Annotated in this window: 10 protein-coding genes; 2 read left to right on the forward strand and 8 right to left on the reverse strand. The window is 31.1% G+C overall.

From position 1 onward, the window contains the following. The first annotated feature begins 94 nt into the window (after positions 1-94). Complete coding sequence (lpxK, locus tag GQR92_RS00180; RefSeq protein WP_158837227.1) at positions 95-1,108, forward strand: tetraacyldisaccharide 4'-kinase; 1,014 nt, start codon at positions 95-97, stop codon at positions 1,106-1,108. 132 nt (positions 1,109-1,240) lie between these two features. On the opposite strand, the gene GQR92_RS00185 is transcribed toward lpxK, so the two are convergent. Next, entirely contained in the window at positions 1,241-1,957 is a 717-nt protein-coding gene (locus tag GQR92_RS00185) for a YebC/PmpR family DNA-binding transcriptional regulator (RefSeq protein WP_158837228.1), read from the reverse strand. Positions 1,958-2,120: 163 nt separating this feature from the next. On the opposite strand from GQR92_RS00185, the gene GQR92_RS00190 reads away from it, so the two are divergent. After that, the gene (locus GQR92_RS00190) at positions 2,121-3,275 is read left to right on the forward strand and encodes a T9SS type A sorting domain-containing protein (protein ID WP_158837229.1); all 1,155 of its coding nucleotides are present in this window, start codon (positions 2,121-2,123) and stop codon (positions 3,273-3,275) included. A 58-nt stretch (positions 3,276-3,333) separates the two neighbouring features. On the opposite strand, the gene GQR92_RS00195 is transcribed toward GQR92_RS00190, so the two are convergent. The 7 genes from GQR92_RS00195 to GQR92_RS00225 all read right to left on the reverse strand — a co-directional run bounded on the left by GQR92_RS00195 (position 3,334) and on the right by GQR92_RS00225 (position 15,653). After that, positions 3,334-4,518, reverse strand: a complete 1,185-nt coding sequence (locus tag GQR92_RS00195) for an acetate/propionate family kinase (protein ID WP_158837230.1) — start codon at positions 4,516-4,518, stop codon at positions 3,334-3,336. 1 nt (position 4,519) lies between these two features. Continuing rightward, complete coding sequence (gene pta / locus GQR92_RS00200; protein WP_158837231.1) at positions 4,520-6,613, reverse strand: phosphate acetyltransferase; 2,094 nt, start codon at positions 6,611-6,613, stop codon at positions 4,520-4,522. A 165-nt stretch (positions 6,614-6,778) separates the two neighbouring features. After that, positions 6,779-8,407 (reverse strand): acyl-CoA carboxylase subunit beta, encoded by a 1,629-nt coding sequence (locus GQR92_RS00205; protein WP_158837232.1) that lies wholly within the window; start codon positions 8,405-8,407, stop codon positions 6,779-6,781. Positions 8,408-8,525: 118 nt separating this feature from the next. Then, on the reverse strand, positions 8,526-13,097 hold the full coding sequence (locus GQR92_RS00210; RefSeq protein ID WP_158837233.1) for a T9SS type B sorting domain-containing protein: 4,572 nt from the start codon (positions 13,095-13,097) through the stop codon (positions 8,526-8,528). A gap of 135 nt (positions 13,098-13,232) precedes the next feature. Beyond that, entirely contained in the window at positions 13,233-14,078 is an 846-nt protein-coding gene (locus GQR92_RS00215) for an ABC transporter permease (protein ID WP_158837234.1), read from the reverse strand. Between the two features lie 23 nt (positions 14,079-14,101). Next, on the reverse strand, positions 14,102-15,001 hold the full coding sequence (locus GQR92_RS00220; RefSeq protein ID WP_158837235.1) for an ABC transporter ATP-binding protein: 900 nt from the start codon (positions 14,999-15,001) through the stop codon (positions 14,102-14,104). Between the two features lie 148 nt (positions 15,002-15,149). After that, complete coding sequence (locus GQR92_RS00225) at positions 15,150-15,653, reverse strand: IS1096 element passenger TnpR family protein (protein WP_158837236.1); 504 nt, start codon at positions 15,651-15,653, stop codon at positions 15,150-15,152. Between the last annotated feature and the right edge of the window lie 59 nt (positions 15,654-15,712).

Consider the following 15,712-nt stretch of genomic DNA (forward strand, 5'->3'; position numbering starts at 1 on the left):
TCGCCCTGCGATTAAAGATTAATAAAAAAGGTGAATCATTTAAATTTGTATCTTTTTCTTTTTTAACACGTATAACCTGACTATTTTCGTATCAATGAAATTTCTACGTTTTTTATTATTTCCATTTACCATCATTTATGATGTGGTAACGAGTGTTCGTAATTTCTTTTTCGAAATTGGCATTTTTAAGCAAACCTCGTTTAAGATACCTGTAATTGTTGTTGGTAACCTAAGTGTTGGCGGAACAGGTAAGACTCCACAAATAGAATACTTAATTCGCTTACTTAAAGACCATTTTAAGACAGCTGTTTTAAGCAGAGGGTACAAACGTAAGACGGAAGGTTATGTGTTGTTAAATGACTCGCATTCTGCGGAAGATGTTGGTGATGAACCTTTACAGTACTTTAAAAAGTTTTCTAAGATTGATGTTGCTGTAGATGCAAATAGAGTTGCAGGAATTTCTAAATTAATTAAAGAGAATTCACCGGAAGTAATTTTATTAGATGATGCCTATCAACATAGAAAAGTAAAAGGCAGTTTTTATATTTTATTGACAAAATATGATGATTTATTTACCGATGATTTTTTATTACCTACAGGAAATCTAAGAGAAAGTAGGCGAGGAGCAAAAAGAGCAGATATAATTTTGGTAACTAAATGTCCAATAAGTTTAGATAAAATTTCTAAAAATAAAATTGAAAATAAATTAAAAAAGTATCATAAAAAGGTCTTTTTCACCACTATTTCTTATGATGATAAAATTTCAGGAAACTCAGACGTTTTAATGGATGACTTAAAAGACTATGAAGTTTTATTAATTACAGGAATTGCAAACCCAACACCACTTTTATCTTTTTTAGATGAAAATAATGTAAAATTTAAACATTTAAAATTTCCAGATCATCATCATTTTACAGATAAAGAAATAGCAATAATTAAAGGTAAATATGTTGATTTAGAGTCTTCTAATAAGTTAATCTTAACAACAGAAAAAGATTATGTTCGTTTAGAAAGTAGACTAGAAGAACTCTCTTTTTTAGGAATTCAAACCTCTTTTTTAGAGGAACAAGAAACGTTTAATGCTATTATTAAAAAGCATATAAAATAAAACCAGCGCTGTTAGGGCGCTGGCTTCTTTTTTTGATTTTTGTTAGAAGTATCTGTTAAGACCCCTTCATTATATAAGACCCTTCTTTTTATTAAAAGTCACTTTATAATTATCTAACACTAATCTTATCTTTTACATTACCATAGAATGAAATACATTCTGTACATCATCATCTTCTTCTAACTTTTCTAGAAGTTTTTCTACATCTGCCTGTTGCTCTTCATTTAATTTAGTTGTAGTTGTTGGAATTCTTTCGAACCCAGAAGATAAAATTTCTGTACTATTTTCTTCAAAGTAAGTTTGTATTGCTCCAAATTGCTCAAAAGGAGCATAAATGATAATTCCTTCTTCGTCATCAAAAACTTCTTCAACTTCAAAATCGATAAGTTCTAATTCTAAATCTTCTAAATCGATGTCAATATCTTCCTTTTTAAGGGTAAAAGTACAAACATGATCAAACATAAAAATAACGGAACCAGAAGTACCTAAATTTCCATCACACTTATTAAAAGCAGATCTTACATTGGCTACTGTTCTGTTGTTATTATCTGTTGCAGTTTCTATAACAAGCGCTATTCCGTGAGGTGCATACCCTTCAAAAAGAACTTCTTTATAATTTGCAGTATCTTTATCTGTTGCCTTTTTTATAGCTCTTTCTACATTGTCTTTAGGCATGTTTGCAGCTTTTGCATTTTGCATAACTGCCCTTAACCTAGAATTAGAATCAGGATTTGGACCACCATCTTTAATAGCCATTACAATGTCTTTACCAATTCTGGTGAAAGTTTTTGCCATTGCTGACCATCGTTTCATTTTACGCCCTTTTCTAAGTTCGAATGCTCTACCCATTTCTAATGATTGTTTTTAAAATATGTATAAATACAAATGTAAAAATTAGCAAGTTGTTTCACAATTTTTTAGCCAAGGAATTTAAAAAATATACCTATTACTAGGTATATTTTTTTAAACTAGTTTTTTTAATTTTGATGTTAAACCTTAAAAACACTACAATATGAAAAAAACTACTTTTTTAATTTTTACATTTTTAACTATTTCTTTGTTTGCGCAAACGAAATTAACCTCATCACTATCAGAGTCGATGATTGATAATAGTTGGATTAACAGTTCAAAGCAGGTTTATAGTTATGATACAAGTGGCAATCTAGTAACTGAATTATATGATTACTGGGATCAGTTAAATTCAGTTTGGTTAAAGCAAGATAGATATAGTTATGTATACAGTTCAGGTAATAAGCTATCAATAGAGATTGAAGAAAATTGGGATTCAGATACCAATAGTTATAAAAACGATGATAAGACTGAGTATTCTTACAATAGTAATGGTAAGATTGTCGAAAGTATTTCTTATGAATGGAATAATGCGGCATGGGAAAAATCATATAAATTTTCCCTTGCCTACAATGCTAACAATAATATAGATGAAGGTTATGGTTACAATTGGGATGGAACTACTTGGGTTTTAGAAGATAAATCTTTAATAACTTACAATGCTAATAATAAAATTTCTCAAGTTACATTCGAAGATTGGAACGGAACAGCTTATGTGAAATCGGATATTAGAAATTTTAACTATGATGCAAATAATAGATTATTAATAGATTTAACCAAAATATGGAATGGTACCACGTATGTTGACGAGGAAAAAACTGAATATACATATGATGTAAACGGAAACGTTATAAATGAGAAAAACTCCTATATAGATGGAGGTTCTTGGGTTGTTGGAAGTAATGAGACTGTTACTTTTGACACTTCTAAATTAATGTCTTCTTTTACACATCCTTTTATAGATAGAACTGGTTTAGATTATTTGTTTACTGGGAATCCTTATATAAATAAAATCTTAACATCTAGCTATACAAACAGTGATAGAACTACTTACTATTATGGGGGTGCTACTGCGGGCATAAGTGATTTTGCTACTTTAAGTTTTGAAGCATATCCAAATCCTACAAATGGTATTGTTACAATTGATACTGCAAGTTCAGATATAGAAAAGGTAGAAGTGTATAATGTTTTAGGAAAAAAATTACTTTCTTCTAATAAACGAGAACTGAATGTAACTAATTTAGCAAAAGGAATTTATTTGTTAAAAGTACATACTAAAGATGGTAAAATTGCTAGTAAAAGAATTATTAAAAACTAAATTTATTTTAACTTTTTAAAAGCATTTTTGAGTTATTTACTCAAAAATGCTTTTTTATTTATTTTATAAGTTGATAAGTCTGTTTTGCAATCTCTAATTCTTCGTTAGTAGGTATTACTAAAATTTTAACTTTAGATGTTTTTGATTGAATTTCTCTTATTTCTTTAGAACGAATTTCGTTTTTAGAATTGTTTAATTCGATGCCTAAAAAGTCTAAACTACAACAAGATAGATGTCTCATTAAACTAGAGTTTTCTCCAATTCCGGCAGTAAAAACAATAGCATCTAAACCATTTAAAACGGCAGCATAAGCACCAATAAATTTCTTAATTCTATGGCTAGCTAATTTTAAAGCGTTTATACAGTCTTCGTTACCATTACCTGCATTTTCTTCAATTTCTCGTAAATCAGAAAAACCAGTTAAACCTTTCATACCAGATTCTTTTTGTAATAAATTATTTACTTCATCTGCCGTTTTATTGAGTTTTTTCATTAAAAAGAAAATAACAGAATGGTCAATATCTCCAGATCTAGTTCCCATAACTAATCCATTTGTAGGAGAAAACCCCATTGAGGTATCTATACATTTACCATCTTTAACAGCTGCCATGCTACAACCATTACCTAAGTGAATGGTAATAATTTTAGAAGCATCTTTATTTAAAAATTCGATGGCTTTTTCTGAAACGTATTTATGGCTTGTGCCATGAAAACCATAAGCTCTAATATTATAATCGTTTAAATAAGTATTAGGTATTGCATATTGATATGCTTCTTTGGGCATTGTTTGATGAAATGCGGTATCAAAAATAGCAAAATGTTTTGCAGATGTAAAAATAGTTTCGGCAACTTCTATACCTGTTAAGTGTGCAGGATTGTGTAAAGGAGCTAAATCAAATATATCTCTAATGTTTTTTTTAACTTCTTTTGTAATTATTGCTGTGCTACTATACTTACTTCCTCCATGAACAACTCTATGTCCAATCGCTTTAATTTCATCAACAGAGTTGATAACACCAATTTTTTGGTCTAATAAAGTTTTAGCAATTTTTTGTAAACCAATTTCGTGATTTATAATTGGAGTAACTTCTGATTGTTTTTCAGTATCTTTTTCGTGTGTAAAAATGGCATCTTCCATACCAATTCTTTCAATTAAACCGACACATTTTACTCTTTGAGAGGGCATTTCTATCAATTGATACTTTAAAGAAGAAGAGCCTGCATTTAAAACTAAAATATTCATATTATCCTTGGTGTGCTTGTATTGCTGTTAATAAAACAGTATTAAATATATCTTCTACGGTACAACCTCTACTTAAATCGTTTACGGGTTTGTTTAATCCTTGTAGCATTGGGCCAATAGCCAAAGCTCCTGTTTCTCTTTGTATGGCTTTGTAAGTGTTGTTTCCTGTATTTAAATCTGGAAATATTAAAACAGATGCTTGTCCTGCTACTTCAGAATCTGGCATTTTTGTTTTTGCAACAGACATGTCTACTGCTGCATCATATTGAATAGGACCTTCAATTTTTAATTCTGGATGTAGGCTTCTAACAATTGCTGTAGCTTTTCTTACTTTTTCTACCTCTTCACCTTTTCCAGAGCTTCCAGAAGAATAAGATAACATGGCAATTTTAGCTTCTATACCAAAAGCTTCTGCAGATTGTGCCGAAGAAATGGCAATTTCTGCTAGCTGTTCTGCATTAGGGTTCGGGTTTACAGCACAATCTCCCATTACAGAAACTCGGTCTGATAAACACATAAAAAATACAGAAGATACCACTGAAACTCCGGGTTTTGTTTTAATTAATTGTAAAGAAGGTTTTATGGTGTGCATTGTTGTATGTACTGCACCAGATACCATTCCGTCTGCCAATCCGTTCATAATCATTAGAGTTCCGTAATAAGAAACATCAGTTACTAAATCTTTAGCAGCTGTTTCTGTCATTCCTTTATGCTTACGAGCTTCATATAATGTTTTTTCAAAAGCATCATTATGAATAGAATCTTCTGGGTTTAAAATATTTATTTTATCCAAATCTATCTGTAATCCTATTTGATCACATTTTAACTGAATGGTGTTTCTATCTCCTAATAAAGTTAAATCAACAATATTTAATAATTGTAAACGTGCTGCAGCAGTAATAATTCTTTCATCATCACCTTCAGGTAAAACAATATGTTTTTTATAAGCCCTTGCCTTTTGCAATAGGTTGTATTGAAACATACTTGGTGTTAACTTATCTGAATTGTAAGAGGTAAGGGTGGTTGTTAATCCTTCTGCATTAACATAAGTATCAAAAGTATCTAATGATAATACTATTTTTTTATCATGAGAAGCATAAATTTTAGATTTTACAGCTCCAATTTTATTTGTAATTCCAAAAGTGCCTCCTTCTACAGAAATAATAGGTACTGTAGATTGTACACCTTCAATAAGTTTTGTAATAGATTCTTCTGGTATTAAGGAACCGGTTAAAACAATACCTGCAATTTTAGGGTAGTTTGTAGAAGCATTTGCCTGTAAGGCACCCAAAATAATATCTGCTCTATCTCCAGGAGTAACTACTAAAGCATTTTCTCTAATTCTTGTTAAATAGTTACGTAATTGCATAGCACCAGTACTATAACTTCCAATAGCATTGTCTAAAAACTGTTCTCCAAATAAAACCTTTCCATTTAAAGCTTGCAACACCTCTCTTACTGTTGGAAACGCTAAAAAATCTATTTTAGGGATGATATCTATTTGTAAGTTTTCTGGAAAACTTTTTTGTAGTTCTTTTTTTATATAATCTATTTCTTCTGCTTCAATTTTGTTGGCAATAATACCAATAACATCTACTTCTTTTCTTATAAAAGCTTTATAAGTAAGTTGCATGGTGTTTACAAAATCTTTCTTTTTCTTACCATTTCCAGACCCTACGATTAATGCAGGAATGCCCAAGTTTTTGGCAATCATTAAGTTTACATCTAATTCTGTAAAACCACCATCACCAGAGTAATCTGTACCTTCTACCAAAACATAATCGTATTTGGCTTCTAGTTTTTTATATTTTTTAATGACATTATGTATTACTTCTTCTGCTTTTCCTTCGCTTAAAAGTTCTACAACTTCGTTTTGCTTGTAGGCATAACATTCATCGTATTCGATATCTAGATTAAAAAAATTAATGGCAGTATTGGTATGATCATCAATAGTACTGTTTTCAACTTCGTTGATAATAGGTCTAAAATAACCTACTTTAGAAGATTTGGTTAACATCATTCTTAAAAGACCTAATGATACCAAAGATTTACCACTGTTAGATTCTACTGCGACAACATAAATAGCTTTGCTCATCTTTATAAATTATATTGCAAAAATATAAGATAAGAAGATGTCTAATTATGATAATAATCATCAATTGGAACTAAACTTTATTGTTTTAGATTTTATGATGTAAGCCTCTTTTTTCAATTTGTAAGAGACATTTACAGCGTGACAAATCGAATAAAGAAGTCTATTTTAAACCTGTAAAATTCCCATATTAAATTGTTTTGTAATAGGAGCGTGGTTTGCAGCTTCAATTCCCATAGAAATCCAATCTCTAGTTTTTAAGGGATTAATAACTGCATCTGTCCATATTCTTGCAGCTGCATAATATGGAGAAATTTGTTTGTCGTAACGCGATTTTATTTTGTCGAATAACTCCGCTTCTTTTTCTGGGGTTATTTCTTCTCCTTTTTTTAATAAAGAAGCTTTTTCTATTTGTAACAATACTTTAGCGGCAGAATTTCCGCTCATAACGGCTAATTCTGCACTTGGCCACGCAACAATTAATCTTGGGTCGTAAGCTTTACCACACATGGCATAATTACCTGCTCCGTAAGAATTTCCAATAATAACTGTAAATTTAGGAACCACAGAATTACTAACAGCGTTTACCATTTTAGCACCATCTTTTATTATGCCTCCGTGTTCTGATTTTGAGCCTACCATAAACCCAGTAACGTCTTGTAAAAAAACCAACGGAATTTTTTTCTGATTACAATTGGCAATAAAACGGGTAGCTTTATCTGCAGAATCATTATAGATTACGCCACCAAATTGCATTTCTCCTTTTTGCGTTTTTACCAACTTACGTTGATTGGCAACAATACCAACTGCCCAACCATCAATTCTGGCATAACCAGTTAAAATAGTTTTTCCGTAGCCTTCTTTATATTGTTCAAATTCAGAATTGTCTACCAAACGTTTTATGATTTCTAACATATCATATTGAGCGTTTCTTTCTCTAGGTAGAATTCCGAAAATATCATCTTCATTTTCTTTTGGCGGAAAAGCTTCGGTTTTACTATAACCTGCTTTGTCATAATCGCCAATTTTATCAACAATAAATTTTATTTTATCTAATGCGTCTTTATCGTCTTTAGCTTTGTAATCTGTAACTCCAGAAATTTCGCAATGTGTTGTTGCTCCGCCTAAAGTTTCATTGTCTATAGATTCTCCAATAGCCGCTTTTACAAGGTAACTTCCGGCAAGAAATATACTAGCAGTTTTATCAACAATTAAAGCCTCGTCGCTCATTATTGGCAAGTAAGCACCACCCGCAACACAGCTTCCCATAACTGCAGAAATTTGTGTAATGCCCATGCTACTCATAATGGCGTTGTTTCTAAAAATACGTCCGAAATGTTCTTTGTCTGGAAAAATTTCATCCTGCAAAGGCAAATAAACGCCAGCAGAATCTACTAAATAAATAATTGGTAATTTGTTTTCTATGGATATTTCTTGTGCTCGTAAATTTTTTTTTCCTGTAATTGGGAACCAAGCACCTGCTTTTACAGTAGCATCATTAGCAACAACGATACATTGTTTTCCTTTTATATAACCCATTTTTACAACAACACCTCCAGAAGGGCAACCGCCATGTTCTGCATACATATCTTCACCAGCAAAAGCACCAATTTCTATAGATTTAGAATTACTATCTAAAAGATAATCAACGCGTTCTCTTGCACTCATTTTGCCTTTTTTGTGCAGTTTGTCAATTCTTTTTTGACCTCCACCCAATTTTACTTTTGCAAATCTTTTTCTTAAGTCTGATGATAGCAATTTATTGTAATCTTCGTTTTTATTGAAGTTTAAATCCATAGAAGCTTATTTCTTAGTTTAATGCTAAAATAAGAAATATTCTTTTGATTAAATGCCTAAAAAAAGCATCCGTAACTATTTTATAATTCGGATGCTTTTACTTTTTAAAGATGATGTTTTATTGCCTTAATAGCGAAAAATGTCCTTTTTTAAGAATAGGCATTTTATTAGGGTCTATTGGTATGAGTTGTACTGTAAACCAATAATCGTCTGAAGGCAATGTTTTACCACTGTAGGTTCCGTCCCAACCTTCACCGTCTACAGATGTTTGGGCTACTAATTTACCATATCGGTTAAAAATGTTAATGGTACTGTTTGGTTGATAAAAAGAACTGTTGGTACCTTTTATTGTCCATGTTTTGTTTTGTTGTCCGTTTGGGGTAAAGAATTTTGGGAATTGAATTACAGAAACGATTAATGAAGAAGTACCACAACCATCTTTGTTTTCAACAATAATTTTATAAACTCCGCCTTCTACATTATTAAAAATGTTATCGTCTTGAAAAGGACGAACTATATTTCCGTTTTCATTCTCTAAAGCATATTGAAATTCTTCATTAATTAAAGGATTTGTAGGGATGTCTATTCGAATACTTAAATTAGCACTGAAACCAGAAATATCGTCTGTTACGGTAACAAAACTATTTTCTAAGTTTTCAAAATTAGATTTTAAAACAACAATAGTTCTTGTTCTAGAACAAATAGTGGTTTCTCTACTAGAAGCTGTTACGGTATATTCTCCTTGATCACTTACTGATAGAGTTGGGCTATTTCCACCAACGGTATTTCCAACTTTGTCTGTCCACTTGTAGTCGTAATCATCTTTAAAAAGACTTTGAATCTCTAATGTATATGGAACATTTTTAGCACAAATAATGATTGGAGCATCAGGAGTTTCTCCTTTAACTGAAAACTCCGGAATTTTATTTACTTCTAAGTTAAACTCACCAATACCTTGGCAGTTGTTATTTGTTTTATCTATAATTTTGTAGTAAATAGCTATAGCACTTCCAAGATATGGATGGTTTGTGTTTCTATAATTAGATAAACTTTGTGTTTCTGTAATTTGGTTTATCGATTTTGTTCTATCTTCATCAGTTTCATAAAATTCAACTCTTTTGTTAGTGTCTGTTGTAATTTTATCAGGAACACTACTTAAATCAAAAAAGGTAATTCCGTCAGTATCAGAATTGTTAACGGTGTTGTTTCCTTCTGCATCTAAAAAATCATCACATTGATAAAAAGTGTCTTCAAAAGTTTGATTAGGTGTATAACTAACCGTTAAATTAATTTTAGAAATGGTATGGCAGGTTGTAGCGGTAGAGGTTGTTCTTACCCAAGCTTCTCCGTTTACAGCTACAAAATAACTTGTTTTATCGTTAACTTCTTGGACACCATTTTCTGCATCCATTTTTGTTTTATAATACTTAAAAGTATGATCTGCATCTGTAGAAATGCTTATTTCTGCTTCTGTAAGGTTAAAGGTTGTTTGAAGATCTGAATTAGTATCACATTGAAACAATGCTGCGGGATTGTTTAAAATAATTGGTTTAGGATTTACGGTTAACGTAATTGGGGCAGAAGTAAGGCCACAGCTATTACCTGTTCTAGTTAAAGCAACTCTATATTGATAATTATTATAAGAATATGGAGTATTTGTAATTTGCAAGGAATTTGTATTGCTTCCTAGATAAACTGCATTGTCTGTAATCGTATTCCAAGTAGCACCATCATCTGTAGAAAGTTCCCATTGAAAACCATTTGCTGTAGCATCTATAGTTATAGTATCTGTAGCACTTTCACAAAAAGTAACATCAGTAAATGGCGTAATTAATTCAATTGGAGCACTTGTAATGTAATCTGAATTAGGGTTTGTATATCCGTCATCAGGGTTTTTTACTTTTCCGTTTTTATCAACAGAAAAGGAATTTGCAAAAAGAATTCCATCATTATTATACTCAGTAAAACCTGCTTCAATAACATCATTACAACCATCGTTATCAGCATCTAATTCTAAGAAATTAAAGACGTTATCTCCATCAGTATCTGCAATTGTATATTTTAAAGAAAGGGTTTGTACTGTGGTGTCATTTTCTAGTGAATCTGCCAATCCGTTTTTGTTGATGTCTATAAAAGTATCTACAGTTCCATTAAAATTCACATCTAAACCGTGGTTAGCTTCTGTTGAGTCAAAAATACCATCGTTGTCCGTATCGTAGTCTAAATAGTTTTTAACTCCGTCATTATCAGTGTCAATATTTGTAATCAGACCATTAAAAGCATCATCTAAACCATCTAAATTTGCATCCGTTTTTAGAAGTGTAATTTGTGGTGATGAAACTTCTGAAATATCAGGAATCCCATCATTATCACTGTCTAAATCAAACATGTTTTCTATACCATCTCCATCAGAATCTAACGTAAAACAGGTTAAACCGATGGTTCCGTTAAAAGTAGAAATGTCACTACTAATATTGTTATTATGCTCAAAAGAAATGTTTTTAATTTGATTAGCTACAAATTGAAATGTACTTGTACCGCCTACAAGATCTGTTTTAAACTTAAATTTAATTACTGAAGCAGAAAATTGAGTGAAATCATCTTCAAATTCATCATCAAAATTAGAGTCTACTAAAATTTGATTATCAGGATCTAGTAGGGTAATATTTTTGTCTGCTTGTGATAACCTCAGGATAAAATACTCGTTATCAGAAATGGTATGGTCTTTAGTACTGTTTTGGGTTAGTTTAAAGTTGATGTTGTCGTTAAAATCTAATGAGTAAGTCGAGTTTGATGTACCACTAGCATTTGCAACAGAGGTAAAGCTACCAGTTGCATCTCCAGTAAAAGTTGTGTTTTCTGTAATTAAATTTGCATTAATTGTTGTTAGGTCATCTGTAACTGTTGGAGTATTAATATCTGATAAATCAATGATTTTATCACCTAAAGACTCATCACAATTTAAAATTCCGTCGTTGTCAATATCAACATCTACATTGTCTATAATCCCATCTTTGTCATAATCATCAGGACAAATACTAATTGGTATTTCTACGGAAATAAATTCTGTACCTGTACATATAACCTTACCAACTAATCTGTATCTACCGGGTTCTGTTGGCAAAGGAGTATAAGCATTTTCGGTACTTTTTGTTACCCAATTTAAGGTAGTTTCATTATACAGTTGCCATTGTATACCACCATCAAATAACTCGGTATTTGCAGCTTCTAATTTTAAATTATTACCAAGACAGTTGCCTAAAGTTTCTATGTTAACGTTAAAATTAATTTCTGGTTTAGAAGGGAAACCTGAGTAAAAGCCACCAGAAGTTGCCGCTCCGTTTTGATTGAAGTAAGAGCAGTAGAGTTCTGTTGCAGCATCACCAATTAAACTTTTTACGGTAACGTTTCCAGAAAGATTTGTTACTTTATATGTTACGTAATTACTATTACCAAGAATGTCTTTTGGACCATCGATTGTGTGGTTTGTATTTGTAGAATTTTCTTCAATAATTAGTGTTGCTCCTTTTTTTGTAACAATAGAAACTCCTCCTTCAAAAGTATTAAAACCTATTTTATCTATATTAGGAATGTTATCTACAAAGCCTGTGCTTTCGCAATTTAAAGGAGGAACAAAAAAGAGCCCTTGGTTTGCAGCTCTATCATTTGCACCAACACCTTGATATGCAAATACAGGTTGTGAAGTTTTTACATACATATTTCCATTGGTAGAATATTCATTACCTTCTATTACATACCATTCTCCTGCTTTTGCGATGGTAGTTTCTGCTGTTAAATTATCATTTATAAATACTTCTGTATTGTCATGATGTGCAACAATTAGTATGTTTTCCCAAGCGTTTTCTCCATCACCTTTTACAAAAATATATTCGTCTCCAATTTTTTTAGCATCAACAATTTGGTCTATCCCATAATCTCTAAGGTTGGTAGGAGTATCAAAAGTACCGGTTGCAGAACCAGAATTTACAACAATAGGTTTGTTTTCATCGTCAGATTTTATAAGCGTACCTAATAAATCACTAGGAGTTCCACCTCTATCAAAAGAAACCGATACAATAAAACTTTCTCCTTCATTTAAAGTTTTTGTAAAAGGAATAGGTCCTTCATAGTTGTTAATGTTAATACCAGGCGTAAAATCATCAAAAGTTACATTGGTGTTATCTTCAGTGGCCATTACAGATACAAAATTTAAATGCCCATTAGCAGGGTTTGTACTAGGAAAACCTCCCATTCTAAATTCTGTACCTAAGGCAGAAAGCCCTTTACTTACAATGGCAGATGCTTGATTTGCTCTACCTGCAGAGATCATTCTTACAGAAACATAAATAACATCATTGGCTTCTATAATGTATCCTTTATCGTTTATTATAGTAGCTGTTTGACCTGGTTCTTGAAACAATTGTGTACCAACTATGGTAGATGTTGTAAAAAAAGGGGTAGCGTTAGAAACTGTACCAGTAATTTCTTCGGAAGCAGGTTTTCCTATTGGTTTTATCGTAAAAGAAACATTACTACTTTTTGGGGTAGAGATATAAATGTATTGATTGTCAATAGCTTCATCACTTGTAATTGGCGGTAAATAATGTTTTTTGCTTAATTGAGCATTTATATTCTGAAAAGCAATACAACTGATAAAAATGAATAAACCGAATAAAAAACTTTTGCGCATTGTAATATTAAATTAAGTATTAATATTATTTCTGGTTAATCAATTTTAACAACAGAATAATCTAAAGGCAAAATACAAAAGTTTATTGAATGTTTGAGTTTTTTAAAATTAGAAAAAAAGACAACTTAATACAATTTATAAATCTCTCTTTTGTAGTAGTTTAAAAGAACTGTAAATAAATATAAATGTCCAAGCACAAACAATTAGAATGGTAGAGAAGTCTACATCATAACTTTTAGTAATGTTTTCACCAACTTGGTTTGCTATAGATCTAACAGCACCTAATCTAGAAAATGGTTCTTTTATTAAGTTAGATAATGCTTCTAAAGGTAGAAATTGCATAATATTATTTACAGATTCTGAGGTGTTACCTGCACCCCTAAAAGCCCAAAAAAGATACCCTTTAAACATGCTTTCTCCAATTAACCAAACTACCATGGCACCCACTGCAAAAGCAGAACGTTTTACTAAAATACCAAAAAATAACCCCATAGAAAAGAAGCCAACTAGTTTGATAAAAAAGGCTATTAAGTACTCTAGGTTTGTGGTAATTATAGACAGTTCATTATAGTCTGAATACATTAAACCTAAAACTAAGGATACTACAAAAACAAATAATGTTGAAATTAATGAAAATACAACTACGGTGTAAAACTTAGAAAGAATAAATTCTTTTTTACTTAAACCATCAATTAAATTCTGTTTTAAAGTTTTGTAACTATACTCATTCGCCATCATAGAAACAATAACCAATAATAAGAAAAATTTTAAAATGGAAGCCATATACGTGTTAAAATGCCAGATATATGGAAAATTAAAAATGCCCATATCGGCTAAATGGAATTTAATTGGACCAATATCAAATTTTATGGTAGCAATTAAGGCAATAGAAGTAAGTAACCCAAAGTATATAAGTGATAATACCTTACTGGCGCTGTTGTGTTTAAGTTTATGAAATTCTATAGTAAGTAGTCTTAACATGACTTTGTAGTTTAAATAGTTGATTAGTTGTTGTTGGTTAAATCTAAGAATTGTTGTTCTAAACTTGGTTTACGTTTTATCAAGTGAGATAAAATAATTCCTTTTTTAAAAAGGAATTCATTTAGTTCTGTAGCAGAAATGGGATTGCTTAACATAGCAATAATGGTTTCGTGGTCTTTGTTGATTTTACCAATTGCAGGATGTTCTTCTAAAATTGATAGCAATTTTACTTCATCGGTTTCCACCTTTAATTCAAACAAACCGTTAGAGGCTGTCATTTCATCTACACGACCTGCATATAATTTTACACCTTTTCTAATAACAACAACGTGAGAACACACTTTTTCTACTTCATCTAAAAGATGAGATGCTAATAAAATAGTGGTTCCGTTTGCGGCAATGGTTTGTATTATTTGACGAATTTCATGAATTCCTTGTGGATCTAAACCGTTTGTTGGTTCATCTAAAATTAATATTTCAGGATCATTTAATAGGGCAGAAGCAATGGCTAAACGTTGTTTCATTCCTAAAGAAAAGGTACTAAACTTGCTGTTTTTTCTATCAAAAAGGTTAACAATAGTCAGTTTTTCGTTAATTTTTTCTGTTGATATTTCTTTGATCTTACAAATTAAAGCTAAGTTTTGAGTAGCCGTCATGTACGGATAAAAATTAGGACGCTCTATAATTGCGCCTACTTTTTTTAAGGCTTGATGTGTGGATAGTTTTCCGTTAAACCAAGAAAATTCACCAGAAGTTCTATTAACAACATTTAAGATTATACCTAAAGTGGTAGATTTTCCACTTCCGTTTGGGCCTAAAATTCCGTAAACATTTCCTTTTTCTATATCAAAAGAAAGATTATTTACTGCGTGAACTTTTCCGTATTTTTTATCGAGATTTTTAAGTGATAAGATAGTTTCCAAAGAAATTGATTTAGTCGATTATGAATGTAAGACGACTAAAATACAATTTTGTTACTTCTAAAATGTGCAATTGTTAAAAAGTGTAATTGTTTAACTGTAGAAAACGATTAACAGTAAACCAATTAAACAGTTACACGCTTAAACTTTTCTAGTATTCGTTATAATCGAAATCATCATCAAAATGACCAAATTCATCATCAAGATCTTCTTCGTCTTCAAAACCATCGTCTAATTTTTCTGCAACAAATTCTTTTTCAGGAGCTTCACTTGGTATTTCTCCAACCGTTAAGATAATTTGTGGTAAATCTTCTTTTTTCTCATCAGAAACCTCAATTACTTCAACATAGAAAGTCCACATTTTTAAGAAATCGTACACATAAATTAATTTGTTACTTTCTTCTGGTAACGTATCCTGTAAAATACAATTTTGCATAGAAATTCCTTCGCCAACTTCTTCCATATTAAATAACGGAATTTCTTCACCTTGCGTCCAGTCATCATCGGTTCTGTAAAAAGAAGCCATCTCTTGACCTCCAAACCCAAAAGATTTAGCAATTGTGGCATGTAAATCTTCTAAATTTAAGTTGTTGTCAACTAAAATAGTTCTAATTACATCTTCTTTGGTGTCTAAAATTACGCGTATTTTGTACATGAAATGGATAAGTTTTTCTTTTGCAAAAATACAAAATTTTATATGTACTTTTACCATAT

The sequence above is a fragment of the Polaribacter sp. L3A8 genome (genome assembly GCF_009796785.1).
Lineage (GTDB): Bacteria > Bacteroidota > Bacteroidia > Flavobacteriales > Flavobacteriaceae > Polaribacter.

What these genes read in the sequence shown, in the direction of transcription:
- lpxK (WP_158837227.1), top strand. Translation starts at nt 95, where the DNA reads ATGAAATTTCTACGTTTTTTATTATTTCCATTTACCATCATTTATGAT.
- GQR92_RS00185 (WP_158837228.1), bottom strand. Translation starts at nt 1,957, where the DNA reads ATGGGTAGAGCATTCGAACTTAGAAAAGGGCGTAAAATGAAACGATGG.
- GQR92_RS00190 (WP_158837229.1), top strand. Translation starts at nt 2,121, where the DNA reads ATGAAAAAAACTACTTTTTTAATTTTTACATTTTTAACTATTTCTTTG.
- GQR92_RS00195 (WP_158837230.1), bottom strand. Translation starts at nt 4,518, where the DNA reads ATGAATATTTTAGTTTTAAATGCAGGCTCTTCTTCTTTAAAGTATCAA.
- pta (WP_158837231.1), bottom strand. Translation starts at nt 6,613, where the DNA reads ATGAGCAAAGCTATTTATGTTGTCGCAGTAGAATCTAACAGTGGTAAA.
- GQR92_RS00205 (WP_158837232.1), bottom strand. Translation starts at nt 8,407, where the DNA reads ATGGATTTAAACTTCAATAAAAACGAAGATTACAATAAATTGCTATCA.
- GQR92_RS00210 (WP_158837233.1), bottom strand. Translation starts at nt 13,097, where the DNA reads ATGCGCAAAAGTTTTTTATTCGGTTTATTCATTTTTATCAGTTGTATT.
- GQR92_RS00215 (WP_158837234.1), bottom strand. Translation starts at nt 14,078, where the DNA reads ATGTTAAGACTACTTACTATAGAATTTCATAAACTTAAACACAACAGC.
- GQR92_RS00225 (WP_158837236.1), bottom strand. Translation starts at nt 15,653, where the DNA reads ATGTACAAAATACGCGTAATTTTAGACACCAAAGAAGATGTAATTAGA.